The organism is Pseudomonas sp. 14A (assembly GCF_018132745.1).
Classification (GTDB): domain Bacteria; phylum Pseudomonadota; class Gammaproteobacteria; order Pseudomonadales; family Pseudomonadaceae; genus Aquipseudomonas; species Aquipseudomonas mercuritolerans.
Map to the genome: position 1 here is coordinate 723965 of NZ_JAGRQJ010000003.1, position 20232 is coordinate 744196.

Consider the following 20232-nt stretch of genomic DNA (forward strand, 5'->3'; position numbering starts at 1 on the left):
GGGGGTTCGCAACCAACGAAAGTGTTGTTATGATGCGCGCCGTTGGAGAGATGCCAGAGTGGCCGAATGGGACGGATTCGAAATCCGTTGTACCTTCACCGGTACCTAGGGTTCGAATCCCTATCTCTCCGCCATACATAGAAAAGCCCCGCAAATCAATGGATTGCGGGGCTTTTTGTTTTTCGATTGTACTACTCTGTTGTACTACTCAAGTGTTCCTGTTTTGCGATGATGCAACATCGTTGGTATCAGAAAATCAGGTAAAGAATAGCCCGCTCAATGGCGGGCCCTTGGGGCGTCTGTTTTTCCACCCTCTACGCGCTTTTAACCACCCACGCTAACGGTGATTGAGGGTGTAGAACGTATGCCCGCCCGAGGGCAGATAAAGAAACCTGATCCCCCCAGTTGGAATAGGAAATGGAGATCAGATTCCAATGGTAGAGAACGTCCATAGCCCCTTCGTAAACCAACTGCGACAATCCAGCGGTTGAAGGAATCTGGCTTAGATACAGCCCTTCGTTCCTGCCGCCATGAATTGCAATCACTGCTAAGACTTGCTGGGCGCTCTCGTTAAGGGAGGGAAGTTCGGGGTCAAACTTGGCATTTACGGCGTTCAAGTCTGAACTGAACGATGCGACGACCAAGCCAAGAAACCCGATTATTCCAACAACCACCAGCAGTGCCACAATGAATGACCACAGCGGGAACGCTACGGGCTGTGCAAGCCACGTAAAGAGTTCCAGTGTCCAAGTCCAAGCCGTGGAGATAAACGGGCGAAGGGAAGGCCACAGATCTGTCGTGAGCATTTTACCGGCACCACTGACGGCACCCAGAAAGAGTGTCCCAACGACACCTCCCAACGACAGCAGAACCACTTTGCGTTTTGGTTTCATCCTTTTTTCACCTCTCGTTCCATCGCTGCCCCCATTCTGGTTGTTATTCCAAATGCTACCAGAGTGGCGACCACTCCAGCGGTACGGAGCCAATGATCACAGGGTAGATTGCAAGCCAAAGCAGAGGGCTTCCCAGAGTCGATGTGATGTTTTGAGGGGCAGGAAGGTGGGGGTGATGCGAGGGATGCACGCGGCGAAGGCGTTCGCTTCGCTCTTATATTATGCGACCACAATACAAGTATCGGTATATATCGGAACTTGTAAGTCTCAAATGCAATCTTGGCGGGTGCGATTTACGCACACTGAATACCACCTCTACGCCAAGTAGCACTAGGCTTTCAGCCGATTCTGTCCGTGTGGATCACGTCCCTACAGCCGTGTTCATGCCTGAGGGTAGTTGATCTGCCACCAGTTGAACAAAGCAACGCAAATGCTCATTCCACCCAATACAAAGGGGGTCACGTGGTCGAAGAACCAAGGCGACACAATCGCGCCTCTGGCGAAAACATACCACCTGACTAGCGTTGCAACGAGGCGAGAAGGAGTTGTTGTGAATGCTTGACCACCACTCTGATGGTGCTCGTTTCCGGCAACGATGTAGTGAATGTAAAAAGAATAACGAATTTCGTTTCTCGTCCTGCTGTCCAGCTTTCGAACCATCGCTAGCTTGTCTGGGGGTTCTGTGCCTTTTGGTGGAGTTCTTTCGAGATGAGTCATCTTTCCCTTGGGGTTGAAGCTTATGAGTTTGAACTCGCCATCAACAGTGCCAGGTGTCTTTTGAATCAACTCCAAAACATGATTTCGCATCTGTTTCCTGCCTAGACGCCTGACGACTCTGATGAGCGTCTTCTCATACAGGTCGTGCATTGCAAGATCAAAGCGGAAGCTGCCTTCGGGGGTTCGTTGATATAGCCTCAACCACAGATAAGCGTTGATACCAGCAAGAACCATCCATACATTTTGAACGTTTTCTTTGAGCCTGATCTCATTCCCAAGCAGTTTGAAAGTCGAAAGGTCTGCACCGAAGTACCACAACAGCAAGACTACAGTTGAAAAGCCGATCAAATAGCCTCGGGCTTTATTGAAGTCTGGCGTATCCGTTTCACCCACGTTTTCTTCTCCAAACTGCCCACGCAAAGAGCATGGGCAATCTCGCAAAGCAACTCAGCCGGCTGGCTGACCAAAATGCTGCGTAATCTTTTTCAACACAGAGTCGGGAGCGTTGAATGTGAGTTTCCCGTCAACGAGTTTCATTTCTGTTTGAGCAAGCTCTTCCTCGCTCAGGAAACCAGCTAGCTTTTCTTGCGTCAGCCGCAGTACGCCGGCGCCCAAGTCAAAGTTCCCACTTCTACGGATAGGCATTGTTCCTTAACTCCGCGATGAATGAGCCACTACTGTAGCATCATTTTTCTCCGCTTTTCGGGCGGCCAAAGGCACGCCGGGGATCAAGGAGGATTGACTCCCACCTCTTGGGAGAAGGTGTGACGAGATGGCTGCCTATCACTGCACCCGCTACCATGCTGTATCACTCAGAAGGATTTCAACATGAAGGCATGGATGGCTGCGGTTGCAATGGCTGGGGCGCTGGCAAGTGGTGGCGTCATGGCGGACGGGAACAAACTCCTCGACGCCTGTCAGGCCGCAATCAGATTCAACGACACGAAGAAGGCTGACGAGGAAGTGAGCATTGGCTACTGCCTTGGCCTTATGCAAGGCGTACGGAGCCTAATCATGTATACCAATACGGGCATCCCGATTGAAAACCAGACATGCCTGCCGTTATCTGGCATCAGCAACGGACAAGCAGCGAGGGTTGTCGTGAAGTACCTGAAAGAGAACCCAGAACAATTACATCAAGATGAAGGGATTCTGACCCTACTCGTCCTGAAGCACGCATTCCCATGCAAGTAGTGACCAAGACCGCTTTCCACAGAAGAAACTAATTTTGGCATTTTCGCCCAAGGAGAAAAAATGGCATTGGCAGAGTGGTTCAATACTTTTTGCAATAATATCCGAACCCAAGATGGGGGCACCATTTCGAGTCGCTACAAGGCTATCACACGGCGACTGAATTTGGAGTATTGGAACACCGCATCTGATGTCGCACACGGTTTATATCTTGGCTCTTATGGCAGAAACACTGCGATTCAGGGTTTCAGCGATTTAGATGTACTCTTTCAACTGCCATATTCAGTTTACTCCCAGTATGACAGTTACATTGGAAATGGTCAGTCCGCCTTGCTACAAGCCGTCAAGAGAGCCATAGAAAAAACCTACCCCACAACGAGCATTAGGGGGGATGGTCAGGTAATACTCGTACCATTCAATGATGGCATAACATTTGAAGTGTTACCCGCCTTCCTAAATGTCGATGACAGCTACACTTACGCCGACTCGAATAACGGCGGTAGCTGGAGAACTACAAACCCAAAACCCGAAATATCCGCGATGAAAATCAGGAATGACGCGTGCAATGGGAACTTAATCCCTCTGTGCCGGATGATGAGAGCATGGAAGCGAAATTGGGATGTTCCTATTAGCGGGATGTTAATTGACACTCTCGCCTATCAATTTATTGGCACTTGGCAAAACAGAGATAAGTCATACCTGTACTATGACTTCATGTGTCGCGACTTTTTTCAGTTCATGGCCGGGCAAGATAAAAATCAAACTTACTGGAAGGCACCCGGTAGCGGTCAATACGTATATTGCGCTGGGGGATTCCAATGGAAGGCCATTCGGTGTTACAACATTGCACTCGAAGCAATTGAACACGAAATGGCTTCCCCGAAGCGGGAGTGGTCAGCAAAGCAGAAATGGAGAGAAATTTTTGGAACCTCATTCCCAAACTGATGACACACCAAATTCGCGAGCCATCCTTGAGGGCCAGTTACGCGAGTGCTTTGGACGAGTTGTCTATACCCATAAAACGCACGAAAAGTGTGCTGACATACTTTTAGGGCGACTCTCCAACATAAAACTTCTTCAGCTCATCCTGTCTGCTTTGACAACTGGGGGATTTGTCGCCGCCGCGTTTAGTGACGGGAAACTTGCGGCTTTTCTGGGCATGCTTGTTTCCACAGCTTTGCTTATGCTCAACTCTTATACGAAGAATTATGATCTAGGCGAGCTCGCCCAGAAGCATCGACAAGCAGGGGCAGACCTTTGGATTATCAGAGAAAAGTACCTGTCACTGATCACCGATTTACGCATGTGCGAAGCACCCATCGAGTTCTTGCAAAGTCAAAGGGATAAGTTGCTGGTAGAGTTGCACACTGTATACTCTGGAGCCCCGAGCACAACGTATCAAGCATACAAGAAGGCACAAGAAGCTCTAAAACAACTCGAAGACATGACATTTTCCGACAAGGAAATTGATGCATTTCTTCCAAAGGAGCTGAAGCGAAGTTAGTAAAAAAGTAAACTTGCCCCCCCCCGCGAAAAAAATATGATGGACATTCGATGCACCCTTGACGCTCGCCCAGAAAAAATAAGTAGTGGGGGGCTGGTGCAGGAAGGAACCTCATTCGGGAAAATATCCAAGCCCCCGATTTTTTTTTTCATGCGCTTCGATAGTCGTTTGGTTTTTCAACTGGAAAAATAATCTGGCGACCCATCCCACTCTCTTAGCCTGACACGGGTGGCCCATTTAAAAGCTGACCATTTTTCAAAATAACCTTTGCGTTATCAGAACACAAAGACGACAAAGCCTCGCGTAGGCGAGGCTATAGGGCATCGTGCAAGCCTTTGTGGGGAGCCGTGGAAGACCGTACAGGGGCTCACAGAGCCGCTTCACTCGAAGGGAAGTGAAGGGCCAGGTTTTTCATTGCACGACTCACTTGCATGGACGACCATTGGCCTCCCCGGCTTGTGGTGATTCCTTTGCCGTTCAGGCAATCAGCAACCTGTTGGAGTGTGCGACCGCCCTTGCGGATGCACAGATCGATTGGATCACGCACCGACTCTTGCCATGTATTCACGCGTTGTTGAACTGCCTCAGTGGCCTTAGCACGGTTGGTTTCTGTACGGCCTTTACCCAGTGCTTCGGAACGGCGGGAAATCTTTTCAATAGACTGCACGTCGCCAGCGTCCGCACGGCTCTTGAGGGCTGCCAGAGCTTCCTTGGTACGGTTGGCGATGAACTCTCGTTCCTGTTGGGCAAGGGCTGCAAACAGATGAAGCTCGAACGTCTTGGCTTGCGGCATGGTGGCGACTTTGAATTCGGTCTGCTCCATTAGGCGTGCAATGTGGTGAACCGAACGGGATAGACGATCCAGCTTGGCGACCACCAGTTGTGCTTTCAGCTTCTTGCACGCTGCCAGTGCCTTCTTGCCTTCGGGACGATCCTCGATAGCCAACTTACCCGACACTACGTCCACGAACTCACCAACGATGTTCCAACCATTCTGTTTGGCGGCACGAGCGATGTACTCTCGTTGAGCCTCAAGACCCAACCCACTTTCACCTTGTCCCTGACTGGACACACGGCAGTAGCTCACTACGTCGATTGTGTTGGTGGTGATGTTGGTGTCGGTGGTCATTTTCTCGCCCTCTGAATTCTGTCTGAGAGCAACTATAACATGTCTCGAATGGTCGTTCTAGATTTGTTACATTGGTTTTCCCACTAAGCTTTTATTGCCTGAGCTTGAAAATCCCTGCGGTGATGGCGGATGCGTTCGCGTCGAGAGTCTGCAATGCGATGACGGCGTTATCATGGGTTTCACTTGAGCCACCGGCTTTGGCCCACAACGCCACTTCTTCAATTGCAGCAGCCAGAGCGTGCTGGTTGTGCAGCAGGAGGGTTAGTACGTCCGCCGTAGCTACATTGGCTTCTGTGTTGTCTGGCATGGCTGTCGTCCTTGAGGGGGGTGGCTAAGATCGTAGCTCAGCAACTTGATGAACGGGTTGGCACTCAGATGCAGAATCCGCATGGCCCAGGTCGAATACGTGACGAAAGCGACGGTGACGCGCTTCTGTGTGAAACGGAGCGACCATTCCCCCTCTCAAACTCTCCAGATCTTGCGTGCAAGCGGGGAAAACCGGCTTTTGCTTGGTGTTCTGAACGGCAGAGGGCTCTGGAATCGATGTTTCCGGGCATCGCACCACTCCAACGCCCTTGGGTAACCGCACTAATCGACCCTGTTTCGATAGTTTAAACGAGTTTCCGACAAGTTATTCCATACTTTATTTTATATAAAACTGGTTCGATTAGTTTAGTCGGGCTCTTGTAGGCGGGAGGCACGATAGGCGTTAAGTGCATCAAGTTCGTCTTGGGTGATGCAAACTTCTGCTACTGCATCCCTTGGCCAAAACAGGCCACGAACTTCGTTAGCTGGCACAACTAAAAGGTCATTGAATTCCAACGATGGATCGTTTGAAGATTTGAGCATTTTGTTTTTCCTTCTGGTCGATTTTTTGGGCTGGTTTATGTTGAAAATGTTGGCGGATTTTGCACACGATCCACGCACACTTAAAATGGCTGTAAGCCCCGGTTTATATGGCCTACAAGCGAATCGCACCGTGTGCGTTACACTTCTACTGCATGCACTCGTTTGTTTTAAAACGGGGCGTGTATAAGTTCGCGATCAATTGACACGGAGCCGACGCACAAGGCGTCTAGGGCGACGTAAGTCGGGCAATCATCCAAACCTTCAAGGAACGATTCCGTCACGCTCAGAGAAGCGCGTAGAGGCTGCTCAACAACTGACACAAGGGCTTCGGTTGGCTGGTATATGGCCGGGCTAGCCACTGCCTTGGCGTACATTGCGTCGATGATCGAAGTGATAGTGTGGACTGGCTGACCATGCAACATATCGAAGACAAGTTGAAGGTCGACAGCGTCGAAGGCGAAGTTGTAATTGAAACGAGAGTTTGTGTTGGCGAAAAGGAATTGGATACGTTCGAGAGCTGGCAACAACTCAGGGCGATACGCTTTGCCGATACGTTCCCACTCGCTCAGGAGAACACTGGTGTCGTTGTAGTAGTCGAGCCAAGCACGGAAATCACGCGCTGGCTCCTTGCCTTCAAGCTCGCGCTTTATATTAGCTAGGATAAGGGCTGACGCCGTTTCGATTGTCTTCAAGTGTTCGGTATGATCTGGATTGGCTGGATCGAGATGTTCGACTAGCCAAGAGTACAGTGCTTGTCGCTTACTCGGTTTGATCTTGCGTGACTGGACTACAGCCTGCACCACGTCTTCACCGATCAGCTTTATAACGCGCTGCACTACTTCCGATTCTTTGGCGTCCTCGGATACTGCGAAACGGGGCAAGAGGTCTGCACGAGAGATTGAAGCCCCGCCACTATAATGCTTGGTACTGTGCGACCGATTGAGCGCCATTGGTGCAATGACTAGATTGTCGGCTCTGAACAGGCCAATGGAAGCTTTACCACGTACAGGGGCGATATGAGACAACTCGAACGAAGCCTCACCGTGTTGTTTTCGTAGACCATACCCATTCATCCGCTGACAACTTGCGTACACGTCGTACAAGGCTTCAAGTTGCTGCTGGTCGAAGTGGTGATAAATCTGGATGGTGCGGGCTCTGATAGCCTGACGGGCGAGTTCGTAGAAGAACGGGGAAGTACTGGCGTTGGCGATTTTCTTTACGTGGCGGGCTTTGTTGTTGAAGCTGGTACGGCATGATGTGTTGCAGAATTTCGCTGTTTTGCTTCGGGTGCGAAAACGCTTATTGCACAGTTGGCAAGTTGGTTGACGTTTAGCGGCTGCTTTGGTTGTAGCTGGTTTCATTTTTAGTTCCCTCGGGGTCAACTGGTCTATTAGATTTTTTACTGAATGGGTCTATAGCTGTTGCCGCATGACGGCACGCTGGATTGCAAAAAGGCTTGAACTTCGTCGAGAAGAAAACGTGTTCGCAATACCGGCAGATGAAGGATTTCATGGGGATAGCTCCTGCAATTGATTTAGTTAGTAGGCGTAATGTGGAAGTGCCCACGTGGGGCGCTCTTCCTTCACTTCTTGTCTTCGCCAAGCCCTTCGGCCAGTTGGTATAGGCTCTGGTGACTGGCGTGTTCCCATTGCTTCGATTAGCTCTTCGACCAATTGAATGCGTAGGGAGATAGGATATTGAGCGGCATACTCTTGCAGCACGCTCAAAATTCCTTGCAGTAATGCAGGCTGATTCATTCAGACTCCCCGTATTTGGCCTTGAGGATTTGCACTGTCATATCAACAGAGGTGTTTTCGTAAGTTAGCGCTTCTGGAGTTGCTGCTTTCATGATTGAAGCAGTTGCACCTGTCACAATCTGGTTGAACTGTTCGTCAGTGAAGTCTTTCAACTTGTCGGCGTATTCTTTCGCTGAACTGGCAGAAAGGCCAAAAGCGATTAAAGCAGCTTGGCGATTAACGCTCTTTCGAAGCTTCTGGAAGGAGGCCGTGGGTTTTGTCACCATAACTGTTTTGAAAATTTGTTCGATGTGTTGTTTCTCTTGGTTATTCAATTTATGTTTCCTGTATGATTTTTTATGTTCGGGTTGTTGGATGTGGCTCGCATAATTTCAATAGAAACAATTTTCCGTGTTTGCTCTTCGTTTATCGCCCTGTCTTGCGAGCGTTCCAACTGGAGCCGGTTGTATGTTTGCCGATTCAAGTCAATTGCGTGTTGGCTAACGGACTCGATCCGTGCCGATTGACTAAAGTGCGATACTGCAATCAGCACCAATAGCAGTAGAAAGGCGAGTGATGTCCTGCCGATGTACATTGGCACTTCCTTTATGTGGGGTGGTGGGTAATGGCCCGAGGGCTATCCGGGGTTTAGCCTCTACGGTCTATCACTTCGAAAGCTCTGCACGAATACGAGTTTCGATTGCATCGCGTTGAGCCTGACGCTCCGCTGCCAACTCTTTTTCAACTTGGCGATCTATGCTCGCCTGCTCAAGTTCTACTTGACGCAGCACAATAGCGTTATTGTGTTCTTCGATGTCTCGCTTGTACTTCGCTTCCACTTCCAGGAGCAGAGCTTTGATGTCAGCTCGCTGCTGTGCTTCCGGCTTGTAGAAATAGATGTAGTGTGAAGTTCCAACATGTTGCATTGTCCCGAACTCGTGCAGCGTGTAGCCTTCTGCGATCTTCGCCAGATATGTTGGAATGATTTCAGCGGGAGTCAAAACCAATTCAGGGGCGTATGCACCAGTCACCATCTTGGCAATAGGACGACCTGTTTTCTGATCAGTGTCGGCGTAGGCATCATAGCCATGCTGACGGCCTTTATAGGAGGCTGTGGCTGCATCTTTCAGGGCTTGTAGCTCCTGCTTTACTTCTTTTCGTAGAATCGACATTAGTTTGTTTCCTCGTGGTTGGGTTTAAGTGATTGGGTTGGTCGTTCGAATTGGCCTGTTTCTTCGTTGTGTTTCATCTTGTTCTCCTATCAGGTTGTTGTCGTTGATTGAAAGATCAACCAGATTTTTCTTATTTGCACGATGTGCTGCCACTCGACAGCGGATGCTGCAATAGTTGCGAATACGAATACGCTCTGGAGCGTGTGTACAGCCGCAATGCGAGCAGCGGATAACCTTGTTTGCCACTAATGGCCTCCTGCTTATATGGGGGTTTTGGGGTATCGGTTGTAACGTTTGTGGCCGAGACAATAAAAATGGCCGCTAGGGCCATTCTCGATTTCAACGCCGATTAAATTAGTGCTGTTTTCCATCACCCTACAGCCAAGGGTCTATTGAACAAATGGCCCTGATTCCGTTTATCCTGATGTACCAGTTTTGCCAACGCTACTGGATGGAACGCAAGGAACCAACGGGGAAACGTCCGTTGATGGCATTTCTCAAGGACACACAAGGAGACATTGAGGGATTTGAGGAAACACTTAACGTGGCTCGCCCACCGTCACTGAAAAGGAGTAAACAATGACGATGAGATGGGGAATAGAGGTGGCAACAGGACGCTACCACCAGACAACAACAGCAAACCCATTCAGACTATGATTGATAAAAATCTGTTGTTGCGAAGAGCCGAGAAGGACTACTGCTCTACATTGAATATGGTAACACGAAAGTTGAGTTTGTCAAGACAATACTTGCTTGGTTAGTTGGTTTTGTGTATGGGGTTTTGTTTTTGTGCCCCGTTCCTGCCGGGTTGCAGGGCATACCACCAACCAAACTTTACTCAGATGTCTCCTGTACAGCTTCGGGGATTATCGGAAGCAGGGGGAGTTTTGAAATTGCCTCTAGTTTCTGTGCTGCCGTCGCACCTCGGCTATAAACGTCCATTGTCGTGGTGCCAGTTTCATGACCAACAAGTTCTGCTATCAAAGTCCAGCGAACTGATGCTCTATCAAGCTGCGTCACCACTGTCTTGCGGATAGAGTGGAAAACTTGTTGGGGGCCAAACCCTTGAGTTTTCTTGAGCCTACCAAACGCCTTGGAGAGAGCGTCTGATCGGATGCCGTATTTGTTTTTGCTGTCAGAGGGCACCAGATACCCGCCCTTGGATTGCTCAACCATACGATCAACGAGAGCAGACAGGGCAGGGTGGATTGGTACAACACGGATGCCTGCTGCTGTCTTGGAGTCCACAATATCGAAGCTCTTTATACCGTCTGGCTCAATGACGTGTTCCGCCTTCAACTGACATAGCTCTTCGATGCGGGCGCCGGTGTATGTACCGAGAAGGATAAGATCGGCCAGGATGGCATGCCCCTCGGTTAAAGCTGCTGCATGTAGTTTGCTGATGTCTTCCAGATTGAAATCTTTTCGCTGAGCGTCGGTTTTAGCCTTCCCCCTCACCTGCGGCAGATCATGATTTTCGAAGGGATTTGCACGATCTTTGAAATCTTCACGCCAGCGAACGTCGTGCTTCATTGCCCACTTCCAGAAAACGTTGCCAGCCAGCAGGTACTGCGTGAGCGTTTTGCTCGCCAGTTTGAGGGAGTCCAGCCACGCTGAAACAGCGTCAAAGTCGAGACTGCGTTCTTTCTCTTTCAAGAAAGCGGAAAGCTTGTCCAGCTTCGATTCCTGCTGGTCGATAGTCTTGGGGGCAACTTTCCTTGTCTCCCGGTATTCACGAAATGTTGCCAATCTGGCTTTGGTGATTGGCGACTTCGGTTTATGGGCTTTCGGATCAATTAAAATTCCCTGCATTTCAGCCGCTTCGACTGGCGAGAGCTGCTGCTCGGATGTAACAACCTCACCAAAGGTTTCGAGCACCAATCTATGGGCGAGGTTATGCAAAGCTATCTCCCCCTCAAGCCCCTGCAAAGCATAAACACGGTCTGCCTCTGCACGTCTCCGTCGCCCATTCTCGGAGTCATCGAAAACGAGTTGGTGGAGAGCTTGAATATCTGCTGGTTCTGAGACGGCTACATCCCTTGCGTCGTCATTTACCAAATTTGACTTTAGCTGGCGGAAAACATCGGCAAATGCACGAGCAGACGTTGCAACCGGTTCTTTCCACCCATCACCGCGATTTGTTCGTTTATCTCGTGCCGCTTGAATCTGTGCTTTCCAAGAGGCCAGGAAAGGTAAGCGTCGATCCATCGCCTCGGATCGCAGGCCAGTCTTCAATGACTGGATAAATGCAGCCTTCCCACCGAAGGCTTTACGCACGTCAGCGGGGATTGCCAGCTTCACGTACCAAGTGGATTCGCCTTTCTTTTGGATCAGATTGTCAGCCATTGACACGCCGGGAATAGGTGAGTGATACAGGGAATTGTACTACTCGATTGTACTACTTATCCGCCGCAAGACCTTGATTTTCTATGTTCGTTGAGGTTGATCGACGTTTATGGTGAGTCCCTATCTCTCCGCCATTATTGAACAAGACGAAGCCCCCGTAATCATTGATGATTACGGGGGCTTTTTCGTTTCTGGCGTTTTGTTCGTGAGGCTTTTCAGGTACAACCTGCCGACTGCATAAAAGGAACAGCTCGATGAGTGAAGTTCAGCCGTTGGTGGGTGATGACGACGTTAGGCCGCAGGCCGTCAGTCTGCGCGTGGCGTTCTGGTTCTGGTTGAAGCTGGGCTTTATCAGTTTTGGCGGGCCGGCCGGGCAGATTTCGATCATGCACCAGGAGTTGGTCGAGCGGCGGCGCTGGATTTCCGAGCGGCGTTTTCTGCATGCCTTGAACTATTGCATGTTGCTGCCGGGGCCTGAGGCGCAGCAGTTGGCGACTTACATTGGCTGGCTGATGCATCGGAGCTGGGGCGGGATTGTGGCCGGGGCGCTGTTCGTGTTGCCTTCGCTGTTCATCCTGATTTTCCTGTCGTGGCTCTATATCGCCTTCGGTGAAGTGCCGGTGGTCGCCGGGCTGTTTTACGGGATCAAGCCTGCGGTGACGGCCATTGTCGTGCAGGCGGCGCATCGCATCGGTTCGCGGGCGCTGAAGAACAATTGGCTGTGGGCGATTGCGGCGGCGTCGTTTACCGCGATTTTTGCGTTCAATGTGCCGTTCCCGTTGATCGTGCTGGGTGCGGCGGTGATTGGTTATTTCGGCGGTCGACTGGCGCCGGAGAAATTCAGGGCGGGCGGGCATAGCGCCGCGAAGAAGTCTTTCGGCGCGGCGTTGATCGACGACGACACGCCAACCCCGGCGCATGCCCGTTTCAGCTGGACGAAACTGGCCATGCTCGCCGTGATTGGTGCCGCGCTGTGGGCATTGCCGATGGGGGTATTGACCGCGCTATTCGGCTGGCAAGGCACGTTGACGCAGATGAGCTGGTTCTTCACCAAGGCAGCGCTGCTCACCTTCGGTGGAGCTTATGCGGTGTTGCCCTATGTCTATCAAGGTGCGGTTGGTCACTACGGCTGGCTGACCCCGACGCAGATGATCGACGGCCTGGCGCTGGGCGAAACCACACCGGGGCCGCTGATCATGGTGGTGGCGTTTGTCGGTTTTGTCGGCGCTTATGTGACGCAGGTGTTCGGCGCCGATCAGGTGTTCCTCGCCGGAGCGGTCGCCGCCGCGCTGGTGACGTGGTTTACCTTTCTGCCCTCATTCCTGTTCATCCTCGCCGGCGGCCCGCTGGTGGAGTCGACGCACGACGAACTCAAATTCACCGGCCCACTGACCGCGATCACCGCTGCGGTGGTCGGCGTGATTCTCAATCTGGCGTGTTTCTTCGGCTACCACGTGCTCTGGCCGCAAGGCTTCAGCGGCAGCATGGACTGGCCGTCGGCGTTGATTGCGCTTGCCGCGGCCATTGCGCTGTTTCGCTTCAAGCGCGGAGTGATTCAGGTGTTGCTGGGCTGTGCGCTGGTCGGGTTGGTGGTGCATCTGCTGCGTTAGTGATCGCGGCGCCGGAAATCGAATCGCGCGCTGGAGACTCGATTCCGGCAATAAGTTCCAGTCGTTCCAGTGCGAATATCCCCAGCGGTACACCCCCGCTTCGCTTGCTCGCGCGGTTCAAACCATTTGTCCTGTCCCCACGATTTTTTTGAAATTTTCGCACAGACAATGCTTCACAAAAGGGTAGGCAAACTTTTACCCAGAACTTGCCACGCTTACCCGACTGAGGAGATTTGTCATGTTTCTACATAACAAGCGACTTCAATACACCGTTCGTGTTGCCGAGCCCAATCCGGGGCTGGCCAATCTGTTGCTCGAGCAATTTGGCGGCGCACAAGGTGAACTGGCGGCGGCTTCGCGCTATTTCACGCAAGCCCTGGCCGAGGACGATCCGGGACGCAAAGACCTGCTGATGGATATCGCCACTGAAGAACTCAGCCACCTGGAAATCATTGGCTCGATCATCGTCATGCTCAATAAGGGCGCGAAAGGCCGGATGGCCGAAGGTGTCGAGCAGGAGGGCGAGTTGTATCGCTCGCTCAATGGCAACGGCAATGACTCGCACATCACCAGCCTGCTCTACGGTGCCGGTTCGCCGCTGACCAACTCTGCCGGTGTGCCCTGGACGGCGGCGTACGTCGATACCATCGGTGAGCCGACCGCCGACATGCGCTCCAATATTGCTGCTGAAGCACGGGCGAAGATCGTCTATGAGCGCTTGATGAACGTCACCGATGACCCCGGCGTGAAAGAGGCGCTGGGCTTTCTGATGACCCGTGAGATCGCCCACCAGTTGTCATTCGAAAAAGCCCTGCATTCGATTCAGCCAAACTTCCCGCAAGGCAAGCTGCCCGGCATGCCTGAGTTCACCAACGTCTACTTCAACATGTCGCAAGGCACCGAAAGCATGCGCGGTCCATGGAATCAGGGCGACGATTGGGAGTTCGTCGAAAGTCCGACGCCGGCGGTCGACGGCGGTGATGGCCTGGCCACCGTGCAACTGGACAGCGCCGACGAAGCGCTGCTGGAAAACATGAAAATGCGCACCATGTCCGACCCCAACAGCGAGCCGGTCACCGGTGCGGACCTAGGCTCCGGCGCGCAGGCCAAGCCTGGTTTGTAAGGCACGTGGGGCGCGCCTGGCATCAGCCGGCGCGCCCCGGTTGATCACTGTGAAATCATCAAGAAGAGAACTCGACAATGGCTACTCCACAGGAAAACCTGCTCGACTGGCTGCGTGATGCCCATGCCATGGAGCAACAGGCCGAGCAAATGCTCAAGGCACAATCCAAACGTCTGGAACACTACCCGCAGCTCAAGGCACGCATCGATCAGCACATCGAAGAAACCCTTGGCCAGCAGAAACTCATCGACGAATGCCTGCAACGTCTGGGCGGCGATTCGTCGACGATCAAGGACCTGGGTGGCAAATTGATGGCGTTCGGTCAGGCGGTTGGCGGCTCCTTGATGAGCGATGAAGTGATCAAGGGCGCCATGGCCGGCTACGTTTTCGAAAACATGGAAGTCGCCAGCTACACCGTCCTTATTGCAGCGGCGAAGGCGGCGGGGGACACGCAAACACAGAAGGCCTGCGAACAGATTCTGCCGCAGGAGGTGGCCATGGCTGAATGGCTGCTCAAGCATTTGCCGCAACTGACCGAAGCGTTTCTGGAACGCTCGGCGGATCCGGACAAGGAAGCCAAGAAGTAACCCTGCCCACCAGCGTCCGCCTGCCGAGCGGGCGGACGCGGTATCAAAGCTACGGCGCGATTTCCATCGCTTTGCGCTCGATTGCCACGGGCAGCAAATGCCCAAAGCGGTCGAGGTGATAGCGTTGAAGATCCCGCGCCAGAATCAGTTGGCCGTTATACAGCGCCGCCGCTTCACTGCGCACATCTTCGATCGACGGACTCACCGCCGGGTTGGCCTGATAGCGCGCGCTGAAGTGCGTCAGCACCAGATTGCGCACACCGGCGGCCTCGGCAAATCCGGCGACAGCGGCGGCGCTACTGTGGCCGTAACTGGCACGAGCGCGGTCGATTGCTGCCTGCACGAATGTCGCTTCATGCACCAGCACATCCGCCGATTGCGCCACTTCGGCCAGCAGTGCCGGCCGATCGTTGTCGCCGCAGACGATGATGCGCCGATCAGGTCGCGCGCTCAGCAGATAGTCGCGAGCGTGCAGCATTCGCCCGTCAACCTCCACATCCTGACCATGGGCCAACTGACCCCAGAGCGGGCCGCGTTCGATGCCCTCGGCGTCGAGTCGCTGCACGTCGAGACGCGGCTCCGGGTCGGACTCGGTAAACACATAACCATGACACGGCACACGGTGGGACAACTCGACGGTCTGCACCTGAACGTTGAAGTTGCGCCATTCGGTAAGCGTTTCCACAGCGTGCAGGTTGATCTCGAAGGGCAGATGCGATTGCGTCACCTCCAGGCTCATTCTCAGCCACGGCTGCAGCGCCGCCGGCAGAATAATGTCCAGCGGCCGCGTGCGTCCGGACATGCCGGTGCTCGCCAGCAGACCCGGCAAGCCCAGGCAGTGATCGGCGTGCACATGAGTGATGAAAATCGCCCGCAATTCACTCAGTGACAGCGGCGTGCGCAGCACCTGATGCTGAGTGCCTTCGCCGCAATCGATCAGGTACCAGCCTTTGCCGGCAGAAGCGATCAATGCCGTTGCGCTGACATTGCGCTGGCGGGTCGGCACGCCGGCAGACGTGCCCAGAAACAACAAATCCACGGTGGTTCTCCCTGGCGGACCTCGGTGAGCTTTCGACAATCAGCGACACGATTCGGATCCGTCGATGTTCTGCGGCAATTCATCGGACGCCCGCGCTATCGGCGTCCGGCCTTGGCACTACGCTCGCAGATGATGGTCACAGCGAAACGGCAGTAACTCAGCGGAGGTCAAATTGCCCAGAAAATCCAGGCCGATCGTCGACCGCGCCGATGCGGCGACCCTTTCGCAAGAACGCAAAGATGTGTTTTTTGCGGCGGTGCAGGTCAGCCGCATGGCCATGATTGTCACCGATCCTGCGCAGCCCGACGATCCCATCATTTTTGCCAACAATGCGTTTCTTGAACTCAGCGGCTACGAGCTGGAAGAAGTGCTCGGGCGCAACTGCAGGTTTCTGCAAGGCGAGCAGACTGATCGCACCGTGTTGCAACAGGTCAAGCAAGCGCTCAAACATCAACACGAAACCTGCGTGGAGGTGCTCAACTACCGCAAGGACGGCTCATCGTTCTGGAACGAGCTGTTCATCGCGCCGCTTTTCAACGAGCGCGGACAATTGGTGTATTTCTTCGCCTCGCAAATGGACGTCAGCCGCCGACGCGACGCCGAGGACGGTCTGCGCTACAGCGAGAACATGGAAGCGCTGGGCCAGTTGACCGGTGGCATTGCCCACGATTTCAACAATCTGTTGCAAGTGATGATCGGCTACATCGAGCTGATCCAGCACACCGCCAAGCGGCCGAGCATCGATCCGCAACGCATTGTGGTAGGCGCCGGCCACGCTCGTGCGGCGGCGGAAAAAGCACGTTTGCTGACCCAGCATCTGCTCGCGTTTTCCCGGCGGCAACGGCTCGAAGGCCGGGTGATCAATCTCAATGCCATGCTTGAGCGCTCTGCGCTGCCGTCGCATGAATCCGCCGATCTGGAACCGCGATTCGAACTGGCCGAGGACTTGTGGAACTGCCGGCTCGACCCGGCGCAGGCCGAGATGGCATTGAATCATCTACTGTCCAATGCCCGTGACGCCCTGCTGGGGCAACCGCAGCCAGAGATCACCGTGCAGACCCGCAACGTCGTTGTCCCGGACGCGACGGACCCGCACCAGGGCGGACTGGCGGCGGGGCGTTACGTCTGCATCGCGATTGCCGATAACGGCGTGGGCATTGTCGCTGACGATCTCGACAAAGTGATGGAACCGTTTTTCACCACCAAGGAGGAGGGCAACGGTGCCGGCCTCGGTTTGTCGATGGTCTACGGTTTCGTCAAGCAATCCGGCGGCGTGGTCAAAATCGAATCGGCGCCGGGGCTCGGCACCACGGTGCGCCTGTTCTTCCCGGCGGATGACAGTCAGCTATCGGCACCTGGCTCCCCTGAAACCGCAGAAAATCTCAAGGGCACGGAGCGCGTCCTCATCGTCGAGGATCGCGCCGAAGTCGCTGAACTGGCGCGCTTCGTACTGTCCGAACAGGGTTACCGGATCACCATCGCTGCAGACGCGAGCGAGGCACTGGCCGCGCTGCGGAGTAGCGACTATGAGCTGGTATTCACTGATCTGGTCATGCCCGGAGAGATGAACGGGCTGGCACTGGCGCGGGAAATCAGCCAGCGCTATCCGGCCATGCAGATCCTGCTGACGACCGGCTACTGCGCGGACGAGTCGGCGCCCAATGAGCTGGCTGACAATGAGTTCGAATTGATTGCCAAGCCCTACGCGCCGGTGGATCTGTTGCGCAAGCTGCGCTCGATGCTCGATTAAAAAAACGAACTGTCGGCGCGGGGCCGGCGTCCATCCTTAAGACCACGTTGAGCATTCATTGAGGGAACCAGTCCCCGAGGAGATGTTGGCAATGAGCGATTATCCGATGGACGAAACCGATTCCGATCACCGCAACCGCCAGTTCGGCCAGGCGCTGGGGCTGGATGCTGACGAGGTGGAGTCGTGGGTCAGTGCAATCGAAGAAGATGGCAGCGGCATGGGCTATGTTGTGCATTTTTCCAGCGAAACGCCGGTGGACGTGCTGGCCAAGGTGCAAGGGCTGGGCGATGACCTGATGATCAATATCGGGCCGATTGATTGACCGCCGGGAGGGCGATCCATGCAGGAGCAACCGTTGGTAGTGATAACCGGCGCCAGTGCTGGCGTGGGTCGCGCAGTGGCCCACCGGTTTGCCGCTGGCGGCTACCGCATCGGCCTGTTGGCGCGTGATCCGGCGGGACTGGCTGCCACGCAAGAGGAGCTGCAAGCGTATGGCGTACAGGTTGGAACCGTCAGCGTCGATGTCGCCGATGCGCTCGCCGTGCAGGAGGCCGCGCAGCAACTGGAAGCCATGCTCGGGCCGCTGGCGGTCTGGATCAACGCGGCGATGGTCACAGTGCTTTCGCCGATAGATCAATTGTCTGCCGCCGAGATCGAGCGCGTCACTCAGGTGACCTATCTCGGCACGGTTCACGGCACCTTGGCGGCGCTGTCGTTGATGCGTCCGCGCAACAAGGGCCTGATCATCCAGGTCGGCTCGGCATTGGCCTATCGCGCGATTCCGTTGCAGGCCGCCTATTGCGGGGCGAAGTTCGCTGTACGCGGTTTTACTGATTCATTGCGCTGTGAGTTGCTGCATGAGCGCAGCCATATTCGCGTGTGCATGGTGCAGTTGCCGGCGATCAACACGCCGCAGTTCGACTGGGCGCGCAACAAATTGCCCAAGCGTGCGCAACCGGTGCCACCGATCCATGACCCCGACGTCGCGGCGCGAGCGATTTTCAGTGTGGTCAGGCACCCGCCTCGTGAGCTTTGGCTCGGTGGATCGACGATCAAAGCGATTATTGGCCAATCGGTCATGCCCGGTCTTCTCGACCGTTTGATGGCGCGAAGTGCATGGTCCGGTCAGCAGACCAATGAGCCTGAGGACAACGAGCACCCGGACAACCTGTTCGAAGCGCAGCCGGATCGGCATCAGACCCGTGGCCGCTTTATCGGCCGCTCAAAGGACGCGGCGCTGGCCTTGACTTCGACTCAAGTGCTGGCGGTATCGGCAGTGATTGCCGTGCTGTTGGGCGTAGCTCTATTACAGCTTTGATTGTTCCCCGCTTGGTCAGGGGTTGACGGATTTCAGTGCGCCAGCGGAGGGCTTGAGTTTTTCCTGCAGGTCGCGGGCAGTTTTTGCCTGTTTCTCGATGCTCGGCAACGCGGATTGGGCGAACGCCTTGAGCTGCGGATTGTGCGATGACATGGCTTCTTTCTTGAACAGCATCAGCTTTTGCTCAAGGGTTTCGGCCTGGCTGTCGATGTAGATGCGGTCGAAGGCGTCATCCCTTGATTCAAGGCGTAGCTGCTTGGCTTTGGATGCCACGGAGGGTTCGGCGGGAACCACCATATGTTGGCTTTGCCCCAGCTGCCTGATTTGTTTATCGAAGTGCTCATGGTCGGCGATCATTTGTCTGGCGAACGCTTTGACTTCGGGCAAGCTTGCCTTTTCCAAGGCGATGCGCGAACTGTTGTGCTGGAACAGGCTTTGCTGTGCCGCCTCTTCGATGAAGGCGTCGATGGTGTCTGCATGGCTTGGCTGGACGCTCAAAGCCAGGACCGCAAGGCATATCGCGGCGAGTGATTTCATGGAGCGTAATCTCCGCAGCATCAATGGATGGTGGCGGCCCGGGATCGGCTCATGGCTGCTGATAGTGGCCGGGGACGTTGTCGCCTTCGTCGGGCCTGATGCGTTTCTGCACCTGGACGTCGCTCAGTGAAGCGGCCTTCAATTCGGGAAAAGCGGTCTTGACCAGCGTTTCAGCGAGACCCGGATCAAGGGTGTCGCCATCGTGGATCAGCGTGCGGCTTTGCGGCTGGTTGTCGACGATGAAACTGATGAGGTAGCGGTGCTCATGGGACATGGCTGAAATCCTTGGGTGCATGGCAGCAAAAATTGCAGTACATGCACCTTTGATGAACACCGCTGGCAAGCATTCAAATAAACGCCTTGAAGGGCGACAAACGATGCCGGTTTGCAGATGAACCGAACGTCGCTCAAATTTCCTTGATTGGCGTCTCGTCCTGTACGGCTTTGATCAGGTTGATCACGTGCAGGCAATCAGCCTTGTTCACATACGATTCGCCACTGGCCACTGTCTCGTGGTTGCGCGCGCGCAGACGCCAGCGCCACTGGCCTTTGCCTGTGCTTGGGGTGCCTCGGGTTTGTCGGTAGATTTCGAAATACATGGGGTTCGCTCCCTGCGATAGAAAGGTGCGCCAACCAGTGTGGCGCATCGACGCAAGCCTAGCGCAGCGGGTTTTTTTGGCTATCGGGGATTTGTTTCCAATCGTTCGCGGATGTTTCTCAAAGACGCTGGC

23 protein-coding genes and 1 tRNA gene are annotated in these 20232 nt (G+C 54.1%); 10 read left to right on the forward strand and 14 right to left on the reverse strand.

The features are described 5' to 3' along the window. Positions 1-44: 44 nt before the first annotated feature. Positions 45-134, forward strand: a tRNA-Ser gene (locus PS14A_RS05920). A gap of 180 nt (positions 135-314) precedes the next feature. On the opposite strand, the gene PS14A_RS05925 is transcribed toward PS14A_RS05920, so the two are convergent. The 3 genes from PS14A_RS05925 to PS14A_RS05935 form a co-directional block, all read right to left on the reverse strand. After that, positions 315-893 (reverse strand): hypothetical protein, encoded by a 579-nt coding sequence (locus PS14A_RS05925; RefSeq protein WP_212615508.1) that lies wholly within the window; start codon positions 891-893, stop codon positions 315-317. A gap of 381 nt (positions 894-1274) precedes the next feature. Further along, entirely contained in the window at positions 1275-2003 is a 729-nt protein-coding gene (locus PS14A_RS05930; RefSeq protein WP_212615509.1) for a hypothetical protein, read from the reverse strand. Between the two features lie 54 nt (positions 2004-2057). Next, a complete protein-coding gene (locus PS14A_RS05935) occupies positions 2058-2225 on the reverse strand; it encodes a hypothetical protein (protein ID WP_249121163.1) in 168 nt (55 codons plus the stop codon). Between the two features lie 213 nt (positions 2226-2438). On the opposite strand from PS14A_RS05935, the gene PS14A_RS05940 reads away from it, so the two are divergent. The 3 genes from PS14A_RS05940 to PS14A_RS05950 are packed head-to-tail and all read left to right on the forward strand — an operon-like array spanning position 2439 to position 4305. Further along, complete coding sequence (locus PS14A_RS05940; RefSeq protein WP_212615511.1) at positions 2439-2804, forward strand: Rap1a/Tai family immunity protein; 366 nt, start codon at positions 2439-2441, stop codon at positions 2802-2804. Positions 2805-2864: 60 nt separating this feature from the next. Further along, the gene (locus tag PS14A_RS05945) at positions 2865-3746 is read left to right on the forward strand and encodes a nucleotidyltransferase (RefSeq protein ID WP_212615512.1); all 882 of its coding nucleotides are present in this window, start codon (positions 2865-2867) and stop codon (positions 3744-3746) included. Then, entirely contained in the window at positions 3724-4305 is a 582-nt protein-coding gene (locus PS14A_RS05950; protein ID WP_212615513.1) for an SLATT domain-containing protein, read from the forward strand. Before PS14A_RS05945 ends, PS14A_RS05950 begins: the two co-directional genes overlap by 23 nt. Positions 4306-4672: 367 nt before the next feature. Here the strand turns inward: PS14A_RS05950 and PS14A_RS05955 are convergent, their stop codons facing one another. The 7 genes from PS14A_RS05955 to PS14A_RS05985 all read right to left on the reverse strand — a co-directional run bounded on the left by PS14A_RS05955 (position 4673) and on the right by PS14A_RS05985 (position 11537). After that, positions 4673-5434 carry a recombinase family protein gene (locus PS14A_RS05955; protein ID WP_249121164.1) on the reverse strand — a complete coding sequence of 254 codons (762 nt, stop codon included), beginning with the start codon at positions 5432-5434 and terminating at the stop codon, positions 4673-4675. A 91-nt stretch (positions 5435-5525) separates the two neighbouring features. Next, a complete protein-coding gene (locus PS14A_RS05960; RefSeq protein ID WP_212615514.1) occupies positions 5526-5741 on the reverse strand; it encodes a hypothetical protein in 216 nt (71 codons plus the stop codon). 365 nt (positions 5742-6106) lie between these two features. After that, on the reverse strand, positions 6107-6283 hold the full coding sequence (locus tag PS14A_RS05965) for a hypothetical protein (RefSeq protein WP_212615515.1): 177 nt from the start codon (positions 6281-6283) through the stop codon (positions 6107-6109). 167 nt (positions 6284-6450) lie between these two features. Beyond that, complete coding sequence (locus PS14A_RS05970) at positions 6451-7644, reverse strand: hypothetical protein (protein WP_249121165.1); 1194 nt, start codon at positions 7642-7644, stop codon at positions 6451-6453. A gap of 392 nt (positions 7645-8036) precedes the next feature. Further along, positions 8037-8354, reverse strand: a complete 318-nt coding sequence (locus tag PS14A_RS05975; RefSeq protein ID WP_212615516.1) for a hypothetical protein — start codon at positions 8352-8354, stop codon at positions 8037-8039. A 330-nt stretch (positions 8355-8684) separates the two neighbouring features. After that, a complete protein-coding gene (locus PS14A_RS05980) occupies positions 8685-9191 on the reverse strand; it encodes a hypothetical protein (RefSeq protein WP_212615517.1) in 507 nt (168 codons plus the stop codon). 834 nt (positions 9192-10025) lie between these two features. Continuing rightward, complete coding sequence (locus PS14A_RS05985) at positions 10026-11537, reverse strand: site-specific integrase (protein WP_212615518.1); 1512 nt, start codon at positions 11535-11537, stop codon at positions 10026-10028. Positions 11538-11791: 254 nt separating this feature from the next. Between PS14A_RS05985 and chrA the strand changes: the two genes are divergently transcribed. The 3 genes from chrA (at position 11792) to PS14A_RS06000 (ending at position 14857) form a co-directional block, all read left to right on the forward strand. Next, positions 11792-13147, forward strand: a complete 1356-nt coding sequence (chrA, locus tag PS14A_RS05990) for a chromate efflux transporter (RefSeq protein WP_212615519.1) — start codon at positions 11792-11794, stop codon at positions 13145-13147. A 238-nt stretch (positions 13148-13385) separates the two neighbouring features. Further along, entirely contained in the window at positions 13386-14270 is an 885-nt protein-coding gene (locus PS14A_RS05995) for a manganese catalase family protein (protein WP_073472943.1), read from the forward strand. A 77-nt stretch (positions 14271-14347) separates the two neighbouring features. Continuing rightward, positions 14348-14857: a DUF892 family protein gene (locus PS14A_RS06000; protein WP_101158525.1), complete on the forward strand. Its 510-nt coding sequence runs from the start codon at positions 14348-14350 to the stop codon at positions 14855-14857. Positions 14858-14906: 49 nt separating this feature from the next. On the opposite strand, the gene PS14A_RS06005 is transcribed toward PS14A_RS06000, so the two are convergent. Beyond that, positions 14907-15896, reverse strand: coding sequence for a ribonuclease Z (locus tag PS14A_RS06005; protein ID WP_212615520.1), 990 nt, complete (start codon positions 15894-15896; stop codon positions 14907-14909). A 172-nt stretch (positions 15897-16068) separates the two neighbouring features. Between PS14A_RS06005 and PS14A_RS06010 the strand changes: the two genes are divergently transcribed. The 3 genes from PS14A_RS06010 (at position 16069) to PS14A_RS06020 (ending at position 18964) form a co-directional block, all read left to right on the forward strand. After that, complete coding sequence (locus tag PS14A_RS06010) at positions 16069-17646, forward strand: histidine kinase famiy protein (protein WP_212615521.1); 1578 nt, start codon at positions 16069-16071, stop codon at positions 17644-17646. A gap of 91 nt (positions 17647-17737) precedes the next feature. Then, positions 17738-17968 (forward strand): hypothetical protein, encoded by a 231-nt coding sequence (locus PS14A_RS06015; RefSeq protein ID WP_071174678.1) that lies wholly within the window; start codon positions 17738-17740, stop codon positions 17966-17968. Positions 17969-17986: 18 nt separating this feature from the next. Next, positions 17987-18964 (forward strand): SDR family oxidoreductase, encoded by a 978-nt coding sequence (locus tag PS14A_RS06020; protein ID WP_212615522.1) that lies wholly within the window; start codon positions 17987-17989, stop codon positions 18962-18964. A gap of 15 nt (positions 18965-18979) precedes the next feature. Here PS14A_RS06020 and PS14A_RS06025 read toward each other — a convergent pair whose 3' ends face one another. From PS14A_RS06025 to PS14A_RS06035, 3 genes are all read right to left on the reverse strand, one after another. After that, positions 18980-19522, reverse strand: coding sequence for a DUF4142 domain-containing protein (locus tag PS14A_RS06025; protein ID WP_241662829.1), 543 nt, complete (start codon positions 19520-19522; stop codon positions 18980-18982). Between the two features lie 28 nt (positions 19523-19550). Next, on the reverse strand, positions 19551-19775 hold the full coding sequence (locus PS14A_RS06030; protein ID WP_130909610.1) for a hypothetical protein: 225 nt from the start codon (positions 19773-19775) through the stop codon (positions 19551-19553). Positions 19776-19908: 133 nt separating this feature from the next. Beyond that, the gene (locus tag PS14A_RS06035) at positions 19909-20100 is read right to left on the reverse strand and encodes a DUF1508 domain-containing protein (RefSeq protein WP_137215420.1); all 192 of its coding nucleotides are present in this window, start codon (positions 20098-20100) and stop codon (positions 19909-19911) included. Between the last annotated feature and the right edge of the window lie 132 nt (positions 20101-20232).